This window comes from Acutalibacter intestini (genome assembly GCF_034334985.1).
Classification (GTDB): domain Bacteria; phylum Bacillota; class Clostridia; order Oscillospirales; family Acutalibacteraceae; genus Acutalibacter; species Acutalibacter intestini.
Map to the genome: position 1 here is coordinate 1 of NZ_JAWXXL010000030.1, position 23,454 is coordinate 23,454.

The window sequence follows — 23,454 nt, forward strand, 5'->3', positions numbered from 1 at the left end:
CCTGACTGCGTATCTGCTTGAGCCCTTCTTTTCCCACTTTCCGCAAATCGATATATTCCATATCCCTATTATATCACTCTTCCTCTCTTTTTCCTAGCTTTTTGAGCGGGAGTAATATCATCAAAATGTAAATTTGTGCTATATCCTTTTCTCTTTCTGTTTCATCACAGCCCTTGTTCCCTGCCCGGGTTGGCTCTCTATTTCTAGACACATGCCATGCCGGCGCAGAATTGCCTCTGTTAGCGCCAGACCCAGCCCGGCCCCGCCGCTTTTCCGGCTGCGGGACTTGTCCACCATATAAAAGGGCTCGGTCAGCCGCCCCAGCTCCTCTTGGGGAATCCCCCGGCCCTGGTCCTCCACCACAATGGTCCCATCCTGGGCATACATCCGCACCTGGTTCCCCGGAGCACTGGCCTTTACAGCATTGTCTACCAGGTTAATCACTGCATCGGTCATTAGATCCCGGTCGCCCTCCATTTCTCCAGGACAGGCTTCCATAACCAGTTCTACCCCCTTGCTTTCAGCCTGTGGCAGGCAAGCCCGGCGGGCCTCGCCTAGAAGCTCCTGGAACTCTACCGGCTCTAGGTATAGCTCTGTGTCCAAATCCAGCTCCAGTAGGCGCAGCATCTTTTTAGAAAGCCGGTCCAGCCGCTTGCTCTCTCGGTAAATATAGTCCAGGGCCATGTCCCGGTCCTCCTCATTCAGCTTTACCCGCCGCAGCGTCTGGGCATAGCCGGAAATGGCCGTCAGCGGGGTTTTCAGCTCGTGGGTCAGGCTGCCCATAAAAAGCGTCTTTTTCTCTTCGCTCTCCTCCACCTGGGCAATGTGTTCTTCCACCGCCTGGGCCATTTTATTAAAGTCCTGCCCTAACTGGCCGATTTCATCGTTGCGCCCCTCTACTACCCGCATCCCGTACGCCCCAGCCGCAATAGACCTGGCCCCCTGGGAGAGCTGCCCCAGAGGCCGCAGAGAACGGCGCAGCATCATCCACAAGAGCAAAATGGCCCCTGCCACCGTAACTAGGGAGATCAGTGCCATACGGCCTGCCATAGCGTACAGGTCCAGGTAGGCGTCCGTAATGTCGCAGATGTGCAGCAGAGTCAGGCCACTTTCGTGGTTTTGAGAGAATACCAGCAGCCGCCGGCCCCCGTAAAAGTAGCGAGAGCCCGCTATCCCCAGGGGCGTCTGCACCTCCTCCCCCAGGGGGATCTGGGCCGGGTCTAGGATGGTCTGGTTGTAGACCGTCCTGCCGCCCTCCAGCAGAATGCTGAAATCATCATTTTGAGATTTTAGGTAATACCTGGCAATGTTGGCGTCGAAGCCCCTGACATTCTCACTGTAGGCCTCAAAGCTTCGAAAGACCTCCTGGGCCTTTTGGGCCGCGCCCAGGGCGACCTGGTCCATACCGCTTTGAAAGTACATTCGAAAAATTAGGCCCCCGCTAAACAGCGTGGCTAGTAGAATTACCCCGCCGGAAATTAGCGAAAGCCTTGTCCGCAGCTTCATATTGTTCCTGTAGCTCGTTAATCATGCCCTGATAATTTTCCCGGGTCTGCCGGACCGATTCCTCAATCTCCTCCTGGGTGCTACCGTTTTCCGCCATGGCCTGCCGGTTATAGGCCACTTCTTCTTCCATTTCCCGGCGCAGGTTCGTGATTTCCCTCTCGATATCCGCCTGGGTGGACACCCGCAGGGCCCGGCCGTCGTACAAAGGCAGGTCGCCCAGCAGCTCTTTGCGCACCTTGTCGATAAAGCTCTGGTCCAGCTTCTTCTGCTGAACCCGGTAGATGCTCAGCTTTTCCACCTGGGGCACCTCTATCTGGGCGTCTACCTGCGCCTTAATTCCCAGGTTCTCGCTGTCCAGGTTGACCTGATAGCTCTCGTTGTTTTTGGACACGTCTTGAACGATCTTCCCCGCCTGGACCTTGTCCGGGTCCGAGGCGGCGGCCTGGCTGATAAGCTTATCCATGTCCTTGTGGGCGACAATACTACCTTCCGGGTTCTCCTGGCACGCCGCCAAAGAGATAGCTAGCCCAGCGCACAGTACTAGAGCTATGGCGCGTTTTCCACTATTCTGAATCTTCATACTAGGCCTCCTGTTTATTCCTTTTATTGTAGCATACAACAGAGCCCTGCATCAAGTATTCATGAAGATGTAAATATTATGTAAAACCCGCTTGCCAATCATGGTTTGTTTTAGGCAGCACCATGCCACAAAATATCTAAATATTGTAAAATCACCCATGAATTTCAGGGCATCTATCCAAACAATTTAAATTTGTGACTTTTAGTCATTTTTATATTGACACTTCCTTTTTTCGCTGATATAATAAGGGCATAAAATGACTTGTAGTCATTAATTAATCTCATAAAGGCAGATGTCCTGGAGCTCCTGCCTTTGCAAGAAAGGAACGTGATCACACAATGGAACGATTAGCGCGCGGAATTGTCTGCCACCACAAGCTGGTCCTGTTTTTGGCTGTGCTGCTACTCATCCCTTCCCTTTTCGGCATGGTCGCCACCCGTATCAATTACGACATTCTCACCTATCTGCCCCCGGAGCTGGACTCGATGATCGGCGAAGTTGCTCTAGAAGATGACTTCAACCTGGCCTCCACTGCCCTGGTTACTGTAGAGGGCCTTCCCACTGGTCAATTGCTGGAAATGAAAGCGCAGATGGAGCAGGTTCCTGGCGTAGAGCAGGTGTTTTGGCTTAGTGATGTGCTGGATCCCAACGTTCCCCCGGAGATGCTGCCTGACGTCATTCGAAAAGCCATGTATGGCGAAGGGAACTCTACCATGATGATGGTCCGGTTCTCCGAGCCCGCCGCCAGCCAGAGCACTATGGGGGCTATTGCTCAACTGAAGCCTCTTTTACGAGAACAGTGCTTTATGGGCGGTATCAGTGTTATTTTGCAGGATACAAAGGCTCTGGTAGATAAGGAAATGCCTTTATATATTCTCTGTGCCGTAGGGGCCAGCCTGCTGGTACTGTTTCTAGCCATGGAGAGTACTCTGGTACCCCTACTGTTTATGTTGGGGCTGATCTTCCCCATTCTTTATAACTTTGGTTCCAACGTATTCTTGGGGCAGATCAGTTACATCACCCAGGCTCTAGCTACAGTTTTGCAGCTGGGAGTAACCATGGATTTCTCCATTTTCTTGCTTCACCGATATGAGGAAGAAAAATCCCGTACCAGCGATAAAATGGAGGCCATGGCCCGGGCCATTACCAATACCTTCACCTCTATTACCGCATCCAGCCTGACTACCATTGCCGGTTTTTTGGCCTTATGTACCATGCGCCTGACCCTGGGCCGGGACATTGGTATTGTAATGGCCAAGGGTGTGGCCCTGGGCGTAGTCTGTACGATTACTGTACTACCCTCTCTGATGCTCACCTTTGAAAAGGCTATGGACCGCCACCGTCACCGAGTTCTGATTCCCCAGCTAAAGGGCGCAAGCCATTTTATTTCTAAACATCCCGGGCCGGTGCTGGCTGTTTTCTTAGTACTAATGGTTCCCTTCATCCTGGCCCAAAGTAAGGTAGAGGTGTATTACACCCTCTTTGACAGCCTTCCCCAGAACCTGACCGGTATTGTGGGCACCAACAAGCTAAAAGAAGATTTTGGCATGACCACCTCCCATTTTATTCTAGTAGACGATGCGCTAACCGGAGGTGAAGTGAGCCAGCTGTGTGAAGAGCTGGCTCATGTGGAGGGCGTCACCCAGGTGATCTCTGTGGACCAACTGCTGGGTCCAGGTGTGTCCTCAGACTTTTTACCAGAGGACATCAGCCAGCTGGCCCAGTCTGGCGGGCGTAAGCTGATACTGGCAAACAGCGCCTATAAAAGCGGTACCACGGAACTTGGAACGCAGGTGGCTGAAATGACCCGTCTGGTCAAGCAAGCGGATCCCGAGGGGGTCATTACTGGAGAAGGGGCTATGACCGATGACCTAATTGCCATTGCAGACACTGATTTTGCCAATGTAAGCGTGGCCTCTATTCTGGCGGTGTTCGTGATTATCGCCTTGAGCTTTAAGAGCCTCTCGGTACCTGTTTTGCTGGTAGTCGCCATAGAAAGCGCCATCTTTATCAATATGGGGATCCCTTACTTTACCGGCAGTACCCTGCCCTTTATCGCCAGCATCGTTATTGGGACCATTCAGCTGGGCGCTACGGTGGATTACGCAATTCTGATGACCTCCCGCTTCCGGGAGGAACGGGCAGCGGGCCACAGCCCCAAAGAGGCCGCCCAGCTCTGTTGCCAGTATTGCAGCCAGAGTATTCTTTCCAGCGGTCTCACCTTTTTTGCCGCCACAGTCGGCGTGGCCACCATTAGCAAAATGGAGTTGCTGAAAAGTATCTGCCTACTGATCTCCCGGGGCGCGCTGATTAGCATGGTTGTGATTATTCTTGTGCTGCCTTGTCTCTTAATGCTGCTAGAACCCGTCATTCGCCACACCACACTGCATTGGGTGAAGAATAATCAGAAAGCAAAAAGAAACACCTATGAGGATTTAAGTGATATTCCATCCACAACCGTAGATGGCTCGGCGGATGGAACCGAACAGCCCCTAAGACAAATTTAATAAGCGTTCTATATCCACCCTACATTACTTAAAGGAGTGTAATCCATAATGAAAAAACAAGTTCAGCAGATCACCAGTCTGGCCCTTTGCGGCGCTTTGTCCCTCTCTTTGGGAATACCCGCTTTTGCCCAGGAGGCTTTGGAAAAAAGCGAAACCATTTATACGGTCCTTAGTCCTGACGGTTCTATGGAAAGCCAGAGCGTCAGCGTACACCTCCATCGAGAAAACGGTTTAAAAGGTGCGGCGGATGAAAGCGAACTGACCAATATTCAGTGCACCCAGGGCCAGGGGGGGTTTACCCAAAACGGCGAGTCAATTACTTGGAATGTGGAAGAAAGCGAGGCCTATTATAAAGGGGATTCAGACCGAACTGTTCCGGTCAGCGCGGATATTACCTATAGCTTGAATGGTCAAACCGCACCCTTGGAACAGTTGTTGGGGAAAAGCGGCCGACTGAAGATCACCATAGACCTAGCCAACCATGAGACCACTACCACCCAGGTAAACGGCGAGTCTCGTACAGTCTGCACCCCCTTTGTCACCGTGGTGGCGGCCATTCTGGACAGCAGCTGCAAAAATCTTACCGCCGAACACGGGAAGATTGAAAGTCTTAGCAGTAACCAGGTTGCGGGCTTTGTCTGTCTGCCCGGGGTAAGGAATAGTCTGGAGGGGCTGATCCCCCAAAAAGCGGCGGGGCTAGAAGATTATTTACTGGATCAGGTGGTTGTCGAAGCCGATGTAGAAAATCTCTCGGCTCCCACCGTGCTGATTGCCTGCGCCACCGATCCGGCGGAGCTGGACCAGGAAACCCTGGACCTAGAGGAATTAGAAGACCTGCCCGAAAACCTGGACCGGCTGGACAATGCTATGGCAGAGCTTATTGATGGAGCTGTTCGCCTAACAGACGGTACCCTACAGCTTGGTAATGGTGTTGGACAGCTGAAAGTGGGCGCCGGACAGCTGGATGATGGAGCCGTTCAACTGAACCAGGGCGTGCAGGCCCTGCGGGAGGGAGCCAGTGCCCTACACGCAGGCACCGCTTCCGCTAAAGACGGGGCCGGTGCCCTGAAAACAGGTGCGGACCAGCTTTCCGCCGGGCTGGACATCTTGAAGGATGGAGCCGGCGCTCTGGCTGGAGGATATCAGCAACTAAAGGCCGGCAGTGAGAGTCTGAGTGTGGGACTAAACACATTAAACGAAAACAGCGTATCTCTTACCCAAGGAAGCAAGCAGGCATTAGAGGGCGCTACCGCTCTAGTAGAGGCCCAAGGCCAATTAACCACAGGGTCTGCCACATTTGCCGGGTCTTTGGACACCGTGACAGCCCAGGGGAATGCCGCTGTGCAGCAGCTCCTCACCCCTGAAGCCTACGGTCAGTTGTTAACCTCTCTTCCGGCAGAACAGCAGACACAGCTCTTGGCTGCCTACAGTGGCACCTACCAGGCAGCCGTGGAGCTGACCGCGGGACTGAACCAGCTGAACCAAGGCTATGCCCCCATCAACAGTGGAATTCAACAGACCGGGCAGGCCAGTGTGTCCTTACAGCAGGGTCTGGAATCTTTAAATCAGGGAATTACACAGTATACGCAAGGAGTGGCCTCTGCCCATCATGGTGCTAGTCAGCTGGACACCGGTCTAGGCCAAATGGGCCAACAACTGCCAGGGTTAACCAGCGGTGTAGAAAACCTGGCGGCAGGCGCCAACCGCCTGAGTGCAGGCGCGGAGCAGCTTCAGAGCGGCAACACTGCCCTGGCCAACGGCGCAGCCCAGCTCTCCTCAGGCTTAGAAGAACTCTCTGGGGGCAGCGTACAGCTAACCGATGGCATCAAGGCCCTGGTAGCAGGAACCCTAGAGCTGGAAAGCGGCGTTAGCCAGGTGAGCGACGGAGCTGGACAGTTGGAAAATGGTCTGCGGCAATTTGACGAAGAGGGCCTCTCTACGCTTACTGAAGGATTGGATCCAGATCAGCTTAAAGATCTTAAGGACGTCACAAACATGATGAGGGAACAGCTGAAAGAATATGGCAGCTTCTCCGGTGCGGCCGAAGGTACGGAAGTAACTACCAAGTTTATTATGAAAACCACCCGGCCAGAGGATTCTCAAAACAAACCGGAAGCTGAAGAGACCTCTGCCAGCACAGAAGAGAAGGAAAGTTTCTGGGATCGTCTGATCAGCCTGTTCGGTTTCTAAAAGATAGTAAAAAGCCCCAGCAGAATTTCATCCTGCTGGGGCTTTTTCTTAGAACCTATATTCATAAGCAGCGTTCAACGCCTATGAATATAGGTTCTTATATTTTATAGCTGCACGATGCTCTCCTGATTTACCAGACGGATACCTTTTGCCGCCAGGGCCGCGCCCGCCGCCTTGGGGTCCTGCACCCGAAAAATCATATAGGCGTGGTCCACATCGCCGCCGCCCAAAAATGCGTACATATACTCTACGTTCACCTGGGCCTGGGTCAGCACCTCCAGCACCTTGTGCAGCCCGCCGGGCTCATCGGGAATCATTACCGCCAGCACAGGGGTTAGCTGGTGGATAAAGCCTCCGTCTTTCAAGACAGTAGTGGCCTTGTATACATCGTCCACAATCAGCCGGACAATGCCAAAATCATTGGTTTCGGCCAGACTTAGGGCCCGCATGTCGATATGGTTTTCCGCCAACAGACCAGTCATAGCGGTCAGGGTACCGGGCTTATTCTCCAGAAATACGGAAATTTGGTTGACTGTCATAGGGGTGCCCTCCTTATAAAGGGAAAACTAAGTTGATTGTTTTATCTTTCGAAAATTCGTCCGCAAACCAATAGCTATGCTCCGCGCCAAAAATGACCAAAATCTTCTTGCCGGATTTTTCAGCCATGACCTTCCGAATGTTTTCCGTAATGCGGCAGTTGCGCTCTATCCAAATCTGCCGGTGGGTCTCGGGACTCATGGCGCCCTGCATCTCGTGCTTGTACCGGGCGATGTCGTTAAATTCCACTGAGTTGAAAGGGATTTCCGCCCTAAGGCCTGCTTCCATGAACTGATTCATCATGGCCTCCCACTGCTTTGCCCCTTCCGAGCCCTCGGGCAGCTTGGCCTCCAGAATATCCCCCTCCTTCTGGGAAAGCTGGTAGTCCTCCTCCGTCCAATAATCACAGGGGACAAAGGGAACGCCCCGGCTCTTGCAGTAATCAAAGATGTATCGCTCGTACTCGCTGGGATATTTTTTCTCGCCTCCCACCAAATCCTCCGGCCGCACTTCCCCGCAGACCACGTCCGGCTGGAAACGGTCAAAGGCCGCGATGGCTTTTTGGTCGTCCCATTTGCAGGCCTCCAGCAGCTCTTTCCCGCCGTGCACAGAGCTGAAAATGCCGATTTTAGTCATATGTACGCTCCTATTCCTTTCATATCTTCCGCTTGTCAATGACGCGTACGGCCTTACCCTCGCTGCGGACAATTGATTTGGGCGCCACCAGGGTTACCCGGGCAGTGAGGCCCAGCATAGAGCGCAGACCTTCCACCAGCTCCTTCTGGCGGGCGGCGACGTCGCCCAGGTTGTCTGTGAACATCTCGGGGGTCATCTCCACCTGCACATCCAGGGTATCTGTATTCTTTACCCGGTCCACCACAATCTGGTAGTTGGCCGGATAGCCGTGATTCAACAGCACGGTCTCGATCTGAGACGGGAACACATTCACGCCCCGGATAATCAGCATATCGTCCGTACGGCCCTGGGGCTTGGTCATCTTCACATGAGTACGCCCACAGGGGCAGGGCTCTCGGGTAAGCGTGCAAATATCTCGGGTACGGTAACGCAGCAGCGGGAACGCCTTTTTGGTGATGGAGGTAAATACCAGCTCGCCCTGGCTACCCTCTGGCAGCACCTCGCCGGTCTCGGGGTCAATGATCTCGGCGATAAAGTGGTCCTCGTTGATATGCATACCAGTCTGAGCACTGCACTCAAAGGAGACCCCTGGACCCGAAAGCTCAGTGAGGCCGTAAATATCATAGGCCTTAATACCCAGGGTCTGCTCAATATCCCGGCGCATCTCCTGGCTCCAGGCCTCAGCGCCAAAGATGCCGGCCTTTAGCGGAATGTCGTCAGGTCCTAGGCCCATTTCCTTCATCGTCTCGCCAATATAGGCCGCGTAGGAGGGGGTACAGCAGAGAATGGTGGCCGATAGATCCTGAATAAACATAATTTGCCGCTCTGTGTTGCCAGAGGAGGTGGGAATGGTCAGACAGCCCACCTTGTGGCTGCCTCCGTTCAGGCCTGGGCCACCGGTGAATAAGCCGTAGCCATAAGAGACCTGGCACACATCTTCATTGGTACCACCCGCCGCCATGATAGCCCGGGCGCAGCAGTCCTCCCATAGGTCAATATCCGCCTGGGTGTAAAAGGCTACCACCCGCTTACCCGTGGTGCCGCTGGTGGACTGAATGCGTACGCAGTCCTTCAAGGGTACGCCCAATAGGCCGTAGGGATAGGCCTCCCGCAGGTCCGCTTTAGTAATAAACGGCAGCTTATAGAGGTCGTCCGAGGACTTCACGTCAGCAGGAGTCAGGCCCTTCTCCTCCATCTTTTTGCGGTAATAGGGCACATTGTCCCACACATGGCGCACCTGTTCTACCAGGCGCTGGTCCTGTATGGCCTTGATTTGTTCCCGGGAGGCGCACTCCATCTCGGGCTGGTAATACCTTTCCATTGGGCTCAGTCCTTTCGGTTATATAGAATTTCTGGCGTATGCCAGCAAAACACAATCGCAAATAAGTATTCTTCCACCCGCGTTCCATGGGGCAAAACGCTTTTGCGCGGCGTTTAAAAATGGTTGTAGAACACCGTCTCCTCCAGGGGCTTTTTATCTCTATGGCGGGGATTTGGGGCGGCGTCCGGGGCCGGGTAGCCCATGGCCAGCAGGCTGACGGGCTCCCAATCCTCCGGCAGTTGGAACTCCTCCCGCACCGCCTCGGGGATAAAATGCATCACCCAAGTGGAGCCCACCCCCAGGCTGGCCGCTGCCAGCATCATATGCGTCGTCACAATGGCAGCGTCAATGTCCCCGCTGGGCTTACCATCATATCCGCGCTTCCAGCATTCGCCGGTGTCGCAGCAGGTGAGAATGGCCAAGGGGGCGTTAAAGTGGCAGTGGGTGCACCGGCGGTATTTTTCCAAAGCCTCCGGCGACTGAATCACCAGCACCCGCTGGGGCTGCAAATTACAGGCCGTGGGGGCTGTTTGTCCAGCCCGCAGAATAATGTCCAGCTTTTCCGGTTCCACCGGCCGGTCCTCGAAGCCGCGCACGGAAAAACGGTTCTGGACTAATTTTAGAAAGTCCATATCCATCTGTCTTTTCCTACCTTTCCTCCAAAAACTTCAGCGCCCGGGCCACGCCCAAAGAGTGGGGGCCAAAGCCGAAAAGTCCCATGAAACTGTACCCGCCGGAGTGGAAAACGGCGGTAGGGCTTAGGGCGCTCATGAACTTCAAAATGGCAAAAAGCACTGTTAGAGCTAGCGTAAGGACCCAAAGGCGGTCAACGCACACAATACAATATAATCTTCATAGGCGGTTTGCCCCCTGCCCTAGGGCAAAAGCCTTGCGGTTGAGATCCAGAAACTTCACCGGCACACAGGCCCCAATGGCCTCCTGCCAAGCGCTTTCTGGGAAGTCAAAATAGTGGCTAAGCCGCCCCAGCAGCACCAGGTTTACGGCCTTGGCGCTGCCTGCCTCCTCGGCCAAAGAGAGGCAATCAATAGCGTCCACCTGGGCTCCAGCGGATGTCATTTTATCCACCAGGTTCTCTGGGTACACAGCAGTGCCGGTAATCACCGGCATGGGGTCAATTTGCTGGGTATTGGTAACCACTCGGCCGGCCGGCTTTAGGTATTCCAGCCAGCGGGCGGCCTCCAACAGCTCAAAGGAGACAATGGCGTCCGCTTGGCCCTTGTCAATGACCGGCGAGGCCACTCGATCCCCGTACCGCACAAAGGTGACTACACTGCCCCCCCGCTGGCTCATGCCGTGGACTTCGGAAACCTTTACGTCATAGCCCTGTTCCAGCAGCAGATGGCCCAAAAGCTTACTGGCCAGCAAAGACCCCTGGCCCCCTACGCCGACAATCATGATATTTTTCGTTTCCATCATTGGCCCTCCTTCAACGCGTCGAACTTACACAGCTGTCCGCAGACCCCGCAGCCCACGCACTGGGTGGCGTCCACAACGGCAACGGCCCTGCCATCCGCTTTCCCTTTCCGAATGGAGATGGCCGGACAGCCGATCTTCATGCAGGCCTTACAGCCCTTGCACGTTTCCGGGTTTACAAAGAGGGCGGGCTGGCGCTTTACATGTTTCAACAGGGCGCAGGGCCGCCGGGAGATGATTACTGAGAGCTCCGGCGCGGCCAGCTCCTCTTCCACTGCCGTCTTACAGGCGGCCAGGTTGTAAGGATCCACTACTCGCACCCGGTTAATGCCCATGGCCCGGCACAGGGCCTCCAGGTCGATCTTTCCCGCCGGGTCTCCCCTCAGGTTAAAGCCGGTGGTGGGGTTCTGCTGGTGGCCAGTCATGCCAGTGATGGAGTTGTCCAGAATAATCACCGTGGAGCCCGACTGGTTATAGGCCGCGTTAGCCAGGCCCGTCATGCCCGAGTGCACAAAGGTGGAGTCGCCAATCACGGCCACCGCGCGGCCCTGGCTCTCTTTGCCCAGCGCCTTGTTAAAGCCGTGCAGGCCACTGATGGATGCCCCCATGCACAGGGTCATGTCCATAGCTGAGAGAGGCGGCATGGCCCCCAAGGTGTAGCAGCCAATGTCTCCCAGCACTGTACACTTTGCCTGGGCCAAGGTATAAAACAATCCCCTATGGGGGCACCCGGCGCACATTACCGGCGGGCGGCTGGGCAGCGGCTCTTCCAGGGCTTGGCCGGCGGGAACCGGCAGGCCAAGCTTTTCGGCGATAAGGTTCTGGCTCAGCTCTCCGGTCAGGGGGAACACGTCCTTGCCGGAAAGGGCCAGACCCAAGCCCCGGCAGTAGTCCTCAATAAAGGAATCGCCCTCTTCCACTACCACCAGCAGGTTCACCTTTGCGGCGAAGTTCTTGATTAAGGTCTCAGGCAGGGGCCAGACCATGCCCAGCTTCAACACAGGGAACTTCTCTCCGCAGGCCTCTTTCACGTACTGATAGCAGGTGCTGGACGCAATAATGCCCACGCGCCGGTCTTTGCCCTCCTCCTCTCGATTGATGGGGGCGGACTCGGCCCACTGAGCCAAATCCTTTAGCCGTGCTTCCACTACTGGGTGCCGGCGCACCGCATTAGCGGGGGCCATTACGTACTTTTGGGGATTCTTCTCATAGGGGCGAGAGGTGGGCCGCAGGCGCTCTCCCAGCTCCGTCACGGATTGAGAGTGGGCCACCCGGGTGCACATTTTCAGCAGCACGGGGGTGTCGAACTTCTCTGAGAGCTCATAGGCCAGCTTGGTAAAGGCCAGGGCTTCGGCGGAGTCAGAGGGCTCCAGCATCGGCAGTTTGGCGGCCTTGGCGTAGTGGCGGGAGTCCTGCTCGTTCTGGGAGGAGTGCATGGCCGGGTCGTCGGCCACAGCAATGACCAGCCCCCCATTGACCCCAGTATAGCTCATGGTAAAGAGAGGGTCGGCCGCCACGTTCAAACCCACATGCTTCATGGCGCAAAAGGAGCGGCGCCCAGCCAGGCTGGCCCCAAAGGCAGTCTCCATAGCCACCTTTTCGTTGGGAGCCCACTCACAGTAGATTTCGGGAAACTTAGCAGCCTCCTCTGTAATTTCTGTGCTGGGAGTTCCGGGGTAGCTGGAGGCCACTGTACAACCTGCCTCAAACAGTCCCCGGGCCACCGCGGCATTTCCCAAGATCAATTTTTTCATAGAATATGTACCTCCAAATGGTAATGAGCGGTGGGTCAGTCCGTCTTTTGGAACCGCACGGTCTGCTCTTTCATAGATATTTTTTCCACCTGCCAGCCGTATCCGGCCAGCTCTTTTTTATATTTTAAGAAGGAATGGTCCAGCGGGACCCCGGCAATGCGGCCGATCTCCGCAAAGCTTAGCGAAAGCCAAGGCCCCGGGGCCCTTTGCAGATATTCCCAAAGGGGGTTATATTTGCTCATAGGCCGCTTTTCTTAAAATTCGTAGTCGATGCAGGCCCGGCTCTCCCGGATGCCGCCCACGAATTTTCCAAACTCCACGTGCTCGGGGCTCACCTGGTAGGCATTCAAGCCGTCCAGGGAGTGAAAGTCAAAGATAAGGGCCACGTCGTAGTTGGCGTTGGGCGCACCCTGGGTACAGCGCACTACCCGACCGCTTTGGACGGCGGGAAGCTTGCAGAGCTCCTCTCCCCGGCTCAGAAATTCGGCAATATTTGCCTCTTTGTTCTCTTCCTTTAACGAAAACATGCAGATATGGCGTATCATGATTTTCCTCCAAAAAGCGAATATATTTCTATGTTCTCCACCCGGTTTTATCCCCTGTTCTGAGCTTCCACCAGCCGCACGCCGCAGTACTGCTCCCGCAGCTTGGGCTTTTCGATTTTTCCAGTGGCGTTGCGGGGCACTGGGGCAAAGAGGATCTTCCGGGGCCGCTTATACCTGGGCAGGCCTTCGCAGAAGCGAAGGATCTCCTCTTCGGTACAGCTCTCCCCCTCTTTGATCTGGATGATGGCTGCCGCGATCTCCCCCAGCCGCTGGTCCGGCAGGCCAATGACCGCCACGTCGTGGACCTTGGGGCACCCGGCCAAAAAGGCCTCTATCTGTACTGGGTACAGGTTTTCTCCACCGGAGATGACCACGTCCTTCTTCCGGTCCACCAGGAAGATAAAGCCATCCTGGTCCTGTTGGGCCATGTCACCGGTGTGCAGCCAGCCATTTTCCAGCACCTGTTTGGTGGCCTCTGGGTCGTGGTAATAGCCAACCATCACCCCGCCGCCCTTTACGCACAGCTCACCCACCTGGCCCTGCTCCACGGACTGGCCCTGTTCATCCACAATCTTCACCTTCCAGCCATAGCCGGGCACCCCGATGGCTCCCACCTTGTGGGGGTTCTCCACCCCCAGATGCACACAGCCTGGGCCGGTGGACTCGGACAATCCGTAGTTGGTATCATATTTATGGTGAGGGAAATAACTCCACCAGTGCTTCACCAAACTGGGCGGCACTGGCTGGGCCCCTATGTGCATCAGCCGCCACTGAGAGAGCTGGTAGTCAGCAAGCTTTAGCTCCTCTCGGTCCAGGGCCGCCAGCAGGTCCTGGGCCCAGGGCACCAACAGCCAGACAATGGTGCAGCCCTCTGAAGAGACCGCCTCCAAAATAGCCCGGGGGCTGTTGCCCTTCAGCAGCACAGCCTTTCCCCCGGTAAACAGAGAGCCAAACCAGTGCATTTTGGCGCCGGTGTGGTACAGAGGCGGAATACACAGGAACACATCCTCGTGGGTAGTCTCGTGGTGCAGGGCCTCCATGCGGGCAGACTGCATCAGCGCCGAGTGCCGCAGCAAAATGGCCTTGGGAAAGCCCGTGGTGCCGGAAGAATAGTAAATAGCCGCTTCGTCCTCGTCATCAATAAGCACCTTAGGCGGGGCGCTGGAGCAGTTTGCGGCGGCCCTGTGATAGTCCTCCCCAAAGGAGGGGCAGGCGTCGCCCACAAAGAACAGCAGACGGTCCTGAGACATAGTGGCAGCGATAGACTCTACCCGGCCGATAAACTCGGGACCAAAGAAAAGAATGTCCGCGTCGGCCAAGCGCACACAGTAGTCAATCTCCTCGGCCGTATAGCGAAAATTTAGGGGCACGGCCACCGCTCCGGTTTTCAGAATGCCAAAATAAATAGGCAGCCATTCCAGGCAGTTCATTAATAGAAGGGCCACCTTCTGGCCCTTTCGGATCCCCCGGCTGAGCAGCAGATTTGCCACCCGGTTGGCCTTTTCGTCAAATACGGACCAGGTGATCTCTCTCCGGTAAGGGGCCGGGCCGCCAGGCTGTATCAGTTCATATTCCCGCCAGGTCACCCGCCGGGGCTCCTGTATCTCAGGGTTGATCTCCACCAGGGCGGTTTGCGGGCCATAAAGTTTACTATTTCGTTCAAGTAGATCCGTAATAGGCATGGCGGTCACTCCTCTTGACCTGTGGGGTGCTAATGCGTTAAATGAGCAAAACGCAAAAAGCCCTTTCCCGCCAGATCATCGTTTTATGCAAATCATCTAGAATCTTGTGGGAAACACCGGGAATTTCTCCTCTGTCCCGGCAGTTCTACAAAATACACGCATTGCTTGTACATTATATCTTGTTTTTTTGTTAAAGTCAATAACAGGGTTGGGGCGGAACACGTTGACAAACCAAGGGTCCGGCGGCGGAACTACAAAATTTTTGTTAGGTCCGGTTGCCTACACGATCTCCATCCCCGCCATCTGGGCGATGCCGACCGCCTGGTACCCAGTGATCTTCGCCCCTCTTAGCTCTGCCAGAGTTTCTGACACCACAATCCCGTCTATCTCACAGTCTGAGAGGTCCATCCCTTTTAAGGAGGTTCTAAAAAACTCCGCGCCTATCAAACTGACCTCCACAAGCTTTACTTTTTTTAAAACTGCTTGATGAAAGCTGGCGGAACGGCACCGGGTATCTTGCAGGAGCAAGCCGTCTAACAGGGCCTCGGAAAAATTTGCGTAGCAAAGAGACGAATGCAAAAATTGACATTGCTTTAATCCTGCCATAGCAAAATTGGCCCCATCCCCTTTGCAGTCACTTACAAGGCATTCCTTCCAGTAACTTTCGCTAAAGCTGAGGTTGGAAAAATCACAGTTAACAAACTCACATTGATAAAAATTGGCCCTGGTAAAGTCGCAGCCAGTAAAGCGGCAACGCTCAAAACGCATCTTTTCCAGCTCAATATTTTCAAAACTCAGCTGGCACAGCGCTTCTCCTTCCAGTTTTGCCGCTCTAATAGAATCACCTGTAAGCTTTGCGGCCTTTACTAGGCTTTTTAAGTCCTGATAATTCATAATTCCTCCTGTAAGGAAACGGCGCATGAAGCCTCTTCTTCATACGCCGTTTCCTTACTATCTGTTTTGGATAAAATCTTATACGTTTTCCACCGCTTCGCGAAGGGCCTCGGTACGGTTAATCTTTTCCCAAGAAACATCCAGGTCTTCCCGACCCATATGGCCGTAGGCAGCCAGCTGGCGGTAGATGGGGCGGCGCAAGTCCAGCTCTTTAATAATAGAGGTGGGGCGCAGGTCAAAGACTTTTTTCACCGCCTCGGCCAGACATTCGTCACTAACTGTGCCTGTGCCAAAGGAATCTACCATAACGGAGACAGGCCGGGCCACGCCAATGGCATAGGCCAGTTCCACTTCTGCCTTGCGGGCCAAACCAGCCGCCACGATGTTTTTGGCCACCCAGCGGGCCGCGTAGGCAGCGGAACGATCCACCTTGGTGGGGTCCTTGCCAGAAAATGCCCCGCCGCCGTGCCGGCCATATCCACCGTATGTATCCACAATAATCTTACGCCCGGTCAGGCCGCTGTCGCCTACAGGGCCGCCCACCACAAAGCGCCCGGTGGGGTTAATATAAATACGAGTGGCGGAATCCACCAGTTCAGAGGGGACCACTGGCTTGATCACATGCTTAATCATATCCTTCTTCAGCTTATCCAGCTTCACCGACTCATCGTGCTGGGTGGAGATTACAATGGCATCAATGCGCTTTACCTGGTCCCCATCATACTCCACAGTCACCTGGGTCTTGCCATCGGGCCTTAGGTACTTCAGCGTGCCGTCCTTGCGCACCTTTGCCAGCTGCTTGGCCAGCTTGTGGGAAAAGGAAATGGCCATGGGCATATACTCGGGCGTCTCGTCACAGGCGAAACCAAACATCATCCCCTGATCTCCCGCGCCAATGAGACTGTTTTCGTCAGTCTCGCCATTTTTCGCCTCTTGAGACTCATTAACACCCATAGCAATGTCCGGGGACTGGGCATCAATGGAGGTTAACACGCCACAGGTCGTTCCGTCAAAACCGCACTCCGGGTTGTCGTAGCCGATTTCCTTGACCACCTGGCGGGCCACATTGGCAATGTCCACATAGCAGGTGGTGGAGATCTCCCCCATCACATGGATTACGCCGGTAGTCGCTGTGGTCTCACAGGCCACGTGGGCCTGGGGGTCTTGCTGAATAATGGCGTCTAGCACTGCGTCGGAGATCTGGTCGCATACTTTGTCTGGATGCCCCTCGGTAACGGATTCGGAAGTAAATAGTTTCATAAATGGATACCCCTTTCTTGGATTTGATGTCAGGATAAATCCATACCGAAAAATAAGGACCACTCGAAAAACGAGGGTCCTTACTGCGCCTCATCTTTCGGGAGAGTTGCCGTCAGCAGCTCTTATACTCCGCAGGAATTAGCACCTTGCAGCTCTCGCCACAGGTTGCCGGGCATCATAGGGCCTGTCCCTCCGCCACTCTTGATAAGGATTTATTCTGTTTTTTTGTATTATAGCATCCCGCGAGCCTGATGTCAATGGATATAGAGAAAAATTATATACCGCCAAAATATTTTTCAACAACAGCCCGCAGATCTTCAAAGATTGCCGGGCTACCTGCCAGTACCGGCATTCCCTGCTCATAGCTTAATGGCCGACCGCCCAAGGTACCCGACAGCGCCCCGGCCTCTTTCAAAATCACCGAAGCCGCGCAGTAGTCCCAGGGGGACAGGCGGGCCTCGAAAAATCCATCGGCCCGGCCCGCCGCCACAGTACACAGATCAATGGCCCCAGAGCCCGAACGCCTCACATCCCCACACTGAAGAAAGATCTCCCGCAAGGCGGCAAAGGTTGTCTTTGCCAGTTCCCGGTAATAGGGCGCAGTTCCAAACACAATAAGAGCGTTCTCCATGGGGACTTCCGCCGCGTGAATAGGTTCGCCGTTACAAAAAGCACCGCCTCCCTGTATAGCAGAGAATAGCTCGTTCCCCCACACATCGTACACCAGCCCCATCACGCCTATGCCGTCCTCTACCAGCCCCACAGATACCGCACAGGGCCGGTAGCCCCGCATAAAGTTGGTAGTACCGTCTATGGGGTCCACAATCCAGTTGTACCCTGGGAGCAGGACATTCTCCTCCTGCTCCTCGGAAAAGAAATGAGCCTGCGGCAGCAACGCGCCTAGCCTCTCCAGTAAAAATTTCTGAGAAGCCAGGTCGCCCTCGGTCACAAAATTAGCATGTCCCTCTTTGGAGTAGACCTTTGGGTGACACAGGCTGCGGATCATAGCCCCGTCTTCCCGGATAATTTGAGCCGCCTCTATAGCCAGCCTCTGAAGATCCATATTATCTGCCCCCTTTTTCTTCTAATCGTCTGTGCTCTGCCTTCCACTCCAGAATCTGCCGCAGCCGTTCCCCATACCGAGCCTCGTTGCCCTGGGTGGTGGGGAGATAGTACCGCTTATCCTTTAGGGAATCCGGCAGGCACCGCATCGTGGTCAGCTTGGCCTCATAGTCGTGGGCATAGCGGTAGCCCTTGCCATAGTCTAGCTCCTTCATCAGCCTGGTAGGAGCATTGCGGATGACCAGGGGCACCGGCTCGGCCAGCATCCCTTGGGCATCGCCCGCAGCGGCCATGTAGGCGCTTTCCAAAGCGTTGGACTTGGGCGCAAGAGACATATATACCACCGCATGGGTCAGATTTACCGAGCACTCCGGCATACCAATAAAGTGGCTGGCCTGGTATGCCGCCACGGCTACCTCTAGAGCGTGGCTGTCCGCCAGGCCCACGTCCTCACTGGCAAAACGAATCAGCCGCCGGGCTACGTACAGAGGGTCCTCCCCTGCCTCCAGCATCCGGGCCAGCCAGTACACCGCCGCGTCGGGATCGCTGTTGCGCATAGATTTGTGCAAAGCGGAAATCAGGTTATAGTGTTCCTCTCCTTTTTTATCATATAATAAGGATTTTTTATTAATACACTGTTCAATAATCTCATTTGTCACCGTCACCCGGCCCTCCTGCCGGGGGGCGTTTAGTACAATCATCTCCAGGGTGCCCAAGGCTGTGCGGGCATCTCCGTTGGCAAAGTTGGCTACAATCTCCAGCATTTCTTCCGGCATATCGATCTCTTGCCCGCCAAATCCCCGGGGGTCGGTGAGGGAGCGGCCCAAAAGGCTAGTGAGGTCTTTGGCCGAAAGGGCCTGCAAAACAAACACCTTGCACCGGGAGAGCAGCGCGGAGTTCACTTCAAACGAAGGATTTTCTGTGGTGGCGCCTATTAGGATAATACTCCCTCGTTCTACAAAGGGCAAAAACGCGTCCTGCTGGGCCTTATTAAAACGATGGATCTCGTCCACAAACAAAATAGTGCGCTCTCCCAAAAGCCGGATACGCTCGGCCTCGTTCATAACCTCTTTGATCTCCTTGATGCCACTGGTCACCGCGCTAAAATTAATAAAGTTGGACTGGGTCCGGCCCGCGATAATTTGGGCCAGGGTGGTTTTTCCAACCCCTGGCGGGCCCCAGAAGATCATGGAGGGCACCCGGTCGTTATCAATTAACTGCCGCAGCACCTTGCCACTGCCCAATAGATGCGTCTGCCCCACAAATTCCTCCAGGGACTGAGGACGCATCCTAGTGGCCAGCGGCGTGTCTGCCGGGTCTGTCTCAAAAAATGTCCGCTGCCTCATGTCTCTCCCCTTTCCTGCCTATGCTGTTCTTTTTCTGTCAAGGCCTCCTTGCGGTAGTGGCTGGGCAAGCGCCCGGTTCTCTCTCGGAAAACTTTAGAAAAATAAGATGCATCTGAAAAGCCTGCCTGACGGGCAGCGTCAGAAACCGAAAGCCCTCTTTTCAAAAAAGAAATGCTCCGGCCAGTGCGATAGTCTAACAAATAATTAAATAAAGACATCCCCATTTGCCGCTTAAAAAACCGACAGCACTCACTTCTGCACAGTCCCGCCTGACGGGCCACTTCTTCCAAGGTAAGCTTTTCCCCATAGTGTTCGTGAATATAGGACAAAATTATCCGCAGCCGCCGAAGCCGTTCCGGGTCCTCCTGGGGAGCACTGCGCACCTGCTCGGCACATCGATCATAGAGGAGCGCCCAAATCTCAGTCAACAGACGCTGGACATGTAGCTCATAAAGCGCGGGCCGCTGGGTGGTCAGCCGGTATACTTCCTCCAAAAGAGGCAGTGCCCGTCCTTGCCAGAGCTCCGCTCCATCCAGCGGCAATGCGGATAAAGACTTGCTTTCTACCACAGGGTAGATATACTTTGCCCCGGCCGCACTGCCTTCAAAGCCAGCCAACAGCCGGGGATGGAAGGTTAGAGAAATATAGTCGCAGTCGCCCTTTACCATCCGGCCTGCGTGCAGTGCGCCGGAATTACAAAACAGACCCTGTCCAGAGGTCAAAATGAATTTGCTTTCGTTTACTTGATACTCAATCTGCCCTTCTTTTACCAAGGTAAACTCCACTTCATCATGCCAGTGCCAGGGAAAAGACCCGGTAGGATAAGAAGAAAGCAGTTTTCTGTCCGCATAAACCGGAAACGCATATGTTCCGTGTAATTTTAGCTCCCGATTTTGTCCATCTAGGCTTAGCTCCATAAACATCCCTCTTTTTTGTATTATACTGGAAACTGGACAGAAAAGCAAGTATTAGCCTGTGAATAAAGCGCTTTAGCACTCTTGTGTGCAGATAACTCATGCTTATAAACAGCACTTTTTTAGTTTCCCATTGCTTCTCTCACAATAATTTGCTATAATATATGCAAATACACTTTTGCATATATTCAACACGGGGGCAGCTTATGAAAAATTTTGACTATTCTTTTCTTCACCATCTGTCTCTTCCCCAAGGTCTTGCCAGTTTGGTTGCCAATATTGATCTAATCAGTGAAAATCTTTCTAAGCCAGCTTACCTTCTGCGCTATAAACGAATTCAGCGGGAGACGGTAGATCGTTCCGTTCAGGCAATCCAGCAGTTGGCCGGGAGCTCCTGTCTCGGCTACCGGACTGCTCTTGAAGAGATCTCCATAGCGATCCAGCCCTTTACCTGGACGCCAGAACTGTATTTTCGTATACTTGCCTCTGTTTTCCCTGAAGAACGCGCTGTTACGATGGCAGAATTCCCTATATCTACAGCTCTTTCTGCCTATAAAAAAGAGAGAGAGGCCTCTGCCTCTCCCCTTCTGCTTATTTCTTGCCTTACCTTAGATGTTATCTGCACATTCCCCCATGCTTCCTGGACCTCTGGACTTCTCTTGGCTCGCACGTTACTGGAGGCTGAGGGTTATTCTATATGCAAATATATTTCAATCGAATCAAATATATGCAAATATTTCTATTTTTATCACCAGGCCTATGTTTCTGCCGCTGACTATTGGGAAGAAAACGGCAACGAATATCTGCCTTTTATTGAGATGTTTCTCTCCCTGCTTTATCTGAGCCTTCAAGAGCTAAAAGCGCCTGCTGCTGGCCGCCAGCTAACCAAGCGGGCACGAATTGAGAAGTTTGTCCAGACAAGCCTAGATCCCATTTCAAAGGCTGAAATCTGCGCCGCGTTGCCGGACATCAGCCCCACTACGGTAGAGGCCGCCTTAGGCGCTATGGTAAAGAATGGCTCCATCTTACGGCTAGGAGCTACCCGTGGAGCAAAATATGTTAAGGCGTCTCAAACTTCAGAGTTCCAAGCTCTCTAGCGGCCTGCGCGTTATACCTACACAGCAACTCATAGGAACAGAGTCCTTCTTTGGCCCAGCGGCAGCGGTGGCATACCTTCTGGAAATCCGTCCTATTCAACTGGCCCATTAGGCTGACCATCTTTGGCCAAGTGATTTCCTGTCCTACCTCTAGATTAAGTACCTCCAACGCGGCCTTATCCCGGCATAAAACGTCCTCTGTTCCTAAAGCGCAGCCTCCGCCCGCTTTCCTATTGGGACAGGCCTCACAAATACAGTCCTGCTTTATGCACAGTGTCAATTTTTCCCCGTTCTTTAATCCCCTAATCACCGCGTCCATATTTTCAGTAAATGCCTGGCTATATCCGTGGCCAGTATACAAGGATATGCAAAACAGGTGGTGCCCCCGCAAATTTTTCACGCTTCTCCCCCAAATCCAGCCTTTTTTAGAGAAACAATAATTGCCAGGGCCATCAAATAGGCCATTATCACCGAAATAGCATCCTTGACCAAAAATGGCACGGAGACCGCCAAAAGAGCCTGCCAAAACGGCGTAGCGCTCAGCATGGCATACTGTGCCGCGCCAAACAGATGGCACACCGCCAGGCCTAGCAACCCAAGGGGTACCACATAGAGCTTTTTACCCAGCCAGATTCCCAGTCCGCACAGAAACGCCATTGGCAAAAATCCCCAAAGAAAGCCACCGGTCACCCCCAGAAAACTTCCAAAGCCACTGGAAAACCCTGCGAATACCGGAATGCCTACCGCGCCCATTGCCAAATAAACCCCCACAGCCGCTGTACCCAGGGCTGGTCCCAGCATAAAGCCGCAAAGCGCCACACCAAAGGTTTGCAGCGTAATGGGCACACCGATTGGCAACGGAATCGAGATGAGAGAAAGCACCGCAAGAAGGGCTGCCATAACACCTGTTATCACAGACTTTTGCATAGAATTTTTCAGTTCCAATTTCATAAACTCATTCCACCTTTTCTTTATTTTGCATATGATGTAGATTTGGCAAAAAACTGCTTTTGACCACAGATACTTCTCCAGCCCCGAACGCCCTATTGCTGCCATCCGGCAAACGGAGAATCAGTCTGGCCTGGTGGTCCACGCCCTGTACAGTGCCCTCCCACTGGCAGCTTCCTTGCTGTAGAATAATTTCCATGCCAGTCAGCAGAGAGCGTTTTTGATATTCCGCCATAAAAAGACGTTCTGGTAAGGCGTTATAGTAGGTAAAGAAGCGGTTGATAATCTCCGCTGCCAGCCGGGTCCGTGCGCCCGCCGGCAGCATTTCTTGAAATATTGCACCTGCTACCTCTTGAATTTCCTCCGGAAATCCCCCGGCTGGTTCTTGAAGATTAACTCCAATTCCCAGCACGGCATAGTTTAGCTTTCCGTTTTCAAAGTCGATAGAGGCCTCTGTAAGGATACCGCAAACCTTTTTACCGCGAAAATAGACGTCGTTCACCCATTTAATTTGCGAACGCTTCCCAGTTACCGCGTCGATTGATTCTGCCACAGCTACTGCGGCGGCTGTGGTAATACACAGGGACTCCTCTGGTGAAAATGCTGGCCGCAGCAGCACACTCATATAAAGCCCATTGCCTCGCGGCGAATAAAACGACCGTCCCAGTCGCCCTTTTCCCTGCGACTGGCGTTCAGCAATCATCACCATTCCCTCGCGTCCGCCTTTTTCCGCCAAGGCCTTTAGCACCGTATTGGTTGAGGTCACCTCCTCCCGCACGTCAATGGCAATGGTCTCTGGCAAGGGCAGCAGCTGCCGGCGTATATTCTCTGGGCTGAGCACATTACTTTCTGAAATAAATCGGTATCCCTTATTAGTGGCGGCTTCGATCTCATACTCAGCCTGCCGGAGTTTTTGCACCGCTTTCCATACAGAATTACGGCTAATTCCTAATTTTCCAGCTAGCTCTTCCCCAGAAACCGGGCCCTGGGCTTCTCGCAAATACTGTAATACTCTATCTGCTACACTCACCTTTGCACTTCCTCTCTTAGAAAAACTATTGAACGCTCAACATATTTCCCTAATACCGAATCACCTGTTGAGGTTTAGCAAACCAAAAATTGATTTTTAATCAGGTCTGTGTTTCGCCAAGTGAACCTTTTGCAAATAGTCTTTTGATCCCTCTGGAGATGCTTTGATATACTGGTAAAACGTATGGGTATGTACGCCATTTTGCCCTATT

The 23,454-nt window shown here is 53.7% G+C and carries 22 protein-coding genes and 1 riboswitch; of the genes, 3 read left to right on the forward strand and 19 right to left on the reverse strand.

The features are described from left to right. Positions 1-138 precede the first annotated feature (138 nt). Positions 139-1,422: a sensor histidine kinase gene (locus U8U68_RS16550; RefSeq protein ID WP_322202761.1), complete on the reverse strand. Its 1,284-nt coding sequence runs from the start codon at positions 1,420-1,422 to the stop codon at positions 139-141. 19 nt (positions 1,423-1,441) lie between these two features. Next, a complete protein-coding gene (locus U8U68_RS16555; RefSeq protein WP_322202763.1) occupies positions 1,442-2,086 on the reverse strand; it encodes a DUF6034 family protein in 645 nt (214 codons plus the stop codon). 338 nt (positions 2,087-2,424) lie between these two features. On the opposite strand from U8U68_RS16555, the gene U8U68_RS16560 reads away from it, so the two are divergent. Both U8U68_RS16560 and U8U68_RS16565 read left to right on the forward strand, forming a co-directional pair. After that, positions 2,425-4,593 (forward strand): efflux RND transporter permease subunit, encoded by a 2,169-nt coding sequence (locus tag U8U68_RS16560; RefSeq protein ID WP_322202765.1) that lies wholly within the window; start codon positions 2,425-2,427, stop codon positions 4,591-4,593. 48 nt (positions 4,594-4,641) lie between these two features. After that, the gene (locus U8U68_RS16565) at positions 4,642-6,783 is read left to right on the forward strand and encodes a hypothetical protein (RefSeq protein ID WP_322202767.1); all 2,142 of its coding nucleotides are present in this window, start codon (positions 4,642-4,644) and stop codon (positions 6,781-6,783) included. Positions 6,784-6,887: 104 nt separating this feature from the next. On the opposite strand, the gene U8U68_RS16570 is transcribed toward U8U68_RS16565, so the two are convergent. The 14 genes from U8U68_RS16570 to U8U68_RS16635 all read right to left on the reverse strand — a co-directional run bounded on the left by U8U68_RS16570 (position 6,888) and on the right by U8U68_RS16635 (position 20,171). After that, positions 6,888-7,322: an ACT domain-containing protein gene (locus U8U68_RS16570; RefSeq protein ID WP_322202769.1), complete on the reverse strand. Its 435-nt coding sequence runs from the start codon at positions 7,320-7,322 to the stop codon at positions 6,888-6,890. A gap of 13 nt (positions 7,323-7,335) precedes the next feature. Then, a complete protein-coding gene (locus U8U68_RS16575; protein WP_322202771.1) occupies positions 7,336-7,956 on the reverse strand; it encodes a DUF5694 domain-containing protein in 621 nt (206 codons plus the stop codon). A gap of 19 nt (positions 7,957-7,975) precedes the next feature. Then, a complete protein-coding gene (locus tag U8U68_RS16580; RefSeq protein WP_322202774.1) occupies positions 7,976-9,277 on the reverse strand; it encodes a phenylacetate--CoA ligase family protein in 1,302 nt (433 codons plus the stop codon). A 113-nt stretch (positions 9,278-9,390) separates the two neighbouring features. After that, positions 9,391-9,909, reverse strand: a complete 519-nt coding sequence (locus tag U8U68_RS16585; RefSeq protein WP_322202841.1) for a nitroreductase family protein — start codon at positions 9,907-9,909, stop codon at positions 9,391-9,393. Positions 9,910-10,129: 220 nt separating this feature from the next. Next, positions 10,130-10,711 carry an indolepyruvate oxidoreductase subunit beta gene (locus U8U68_RS16590; protein ID WP_322202843.1) on the reverse strand — a complete coding sequence of 194 codons (582 nt, stop codon included), beginning with the start codon at positions 10,709-10,711 and terminating at the stop codon, positions 10,130-10,132. Continuing rightward, positions 10,711-12,465, reverse strand: coding sequence for an indolepyruvate ferredoxin oxidoreductase subunit alpha (iorA, locus tag U8U68_RS16595; RefSeq protein WP_322202776.1), 1,755 nt, complete (start codon positions 12,463-12,465; stop codon positions 10,711-10,713). Before iorA ends, U8U68_RS16590 begins: the two co-directional genes overlap by 1 nt. 35 nt (positions 12,466-12,500) lie before the next feature. Then, a complete protein-coding gene (locus U8U68_RS16600) occupies positions 12,501-12,707 on the reverse strand; it encodes a hypothetical protein (RefSeq protein WP_322202778.1) in 207 nt (68 codons plus the stop codon). 12 nt (positions 12,708-12,719) lie between these two features. Beyond that, positions 12,720-13,010, reverse strand: coding sequence for a Dabb family protein (locus tag U8U68_RS16605; protein WP_322202780.1), 291 nt, complete (start codon positions 13,008-13,010; stop codon positions 12,720-12,722). A 47-nt stretch (positions 13,011-13,057) separates the two neighbouring features. After that, the gene (locus U8U68_RS16610; RefSeq protein ID WP_322202782.1) at positions 13,058-14,692 is read right to left on the reverse strand and encodes a class I adenylate-forming enzyme family protein; all 1,635 of its coding nucleotides are present in this window, start codon (positions 14,690-14,692) and stop codon (positions 13,058-13,060) included. A 279-nt stretch (positions 14,693-14,971) separates the two neighbouring features. After that, a complete protein-coding gene (locus U8U68_RS16615; RefSeq protein WP_322202784.1) occupies positions 14,972-15,586 on the reverse strand; it encodes a pentapeptide repeat-containing protein in 615 nt (204 codons plus the stop codon). A 78-nt stretch (positions 15,587-15,664) separates the two neighbouring features. After that, the gene (metK, locus tag U8U68_RS16620; protein WP_322202786.1) at positions 15,665-16,846 is read right to left on the reverse strand and encodes a methionine adenosyltransferase; all 1,182 of its coding nucleotides are present in this window, start codon (positions 16,844-16,846) and stop codon (positions 15,665-15,667) included. 87 nt (positions 16,847-16,933) lie between these two features. Next, positions 16,934-17,057: riboswitch (SAM riboswitch) on the reverse strand. Positions 17,058-17,120: 63 nt separating this feature from the next. After that, a complete protein-coding gene (locus U8U68_RS16625; RefSeq protein ID WP_322202788.1) occupies positions 17,121-17,909 on the reverse strand; it encodes an inositol monophosphatase family protein in 789 nt (262 codons plus the stop codon). A gap of 1 nt (position 17,910) precedes the next feature. After that, positions 17,911-19,254 carry a replication-associated recombination protein A gene (locus U8U68_RS16630; protein WP_322202790.1) on the reverse strand — a complete coding sequence of 448 codons (1,344 nt, stop codon included), beginning with the start codon at positions 19,252-19,254 and terminating at the stop codon, positions 17,911-17,913. Then, positions 19,251-20,171 carry an AraC family transcriptional regulator gene (locus tag U8U68_RS16635; protein ID WP_322202792.1) on the reverse strand — a complete coding sequence of 307 codons (921 nt, stop codon included), beginning with the start codon at positions 20,169-20,171 and terminating at the stop codon, positions 19,251-19,253. The genes U8U68_RS16630 and U8U68_RS16635 overlap by 4 nt, the downstream gene beginning before the upstream one ends. A 203-nt stretch (positions 20,172-20,374) precedes the next feature. Here U8U68_RS16635 and U8U68_RS16640 point away from each other — a divergent pair, with 203 nt between their 5' ends. Then, a complete protein-coding gene (locus tag U8U68_RS16640; RefSeq protein ID WP_322202794.1) occupies positions 20,375-21,265 on the forward strand; it encodes a hypothetical protein in 891 nt (296 codons plus the stop codon). Here U8U68_RS16640 and U8U68_RS22475 read toward each other — a convergent pair. From U8U68_RS22475 to U8U68_RS16650, 3 genes are read right to left on the reverse strand one after another with little or no spacing between them, the layout of a single operon-like run. After that, a complete protein-coding gene (locus tag U8U68_RS22475; protein ID WP_367575844.1) occupies positions 21,228-21,665 on the reverse strand; it encodes a DUF1284 domain-containing protein in 438 nt (145 codons plus the stop codon). The two genes, U8U68_RS16640 and U8U68_RS22475, sit on opposite strands and share 38 nt — an antisense overlap. Continuing rightward, positions 21,662-22,216, reverse strand: a complete 555-nt coding sequence (locus tag U8U68_RS16645) for a biotin transporter BioY (protein ID WP_322202796.1) — start codon at positions 22,214-22,216, stop codon at positions 21,662-21,664. Before U8U68_RS16645 ends, U8U68_RS22475 begins: the two co-directional genes overlap by 4 nt. Positions 22,217-22,220: 4 nt before the next feature. After that, complete coding sequence (locus U8U68_RS16650; RefSeq protein ID WP_322202798.1) at positions 22,221-23,243, reverse strand: biotin--[acetyl-CoA-carboxylase] ligase; 1,023 nt, start codon at positions 23,241-23,243, stop codon at positions 22,221-22,223. Positions 23,244-23,454: the final 211 nt, after the last annotated feature.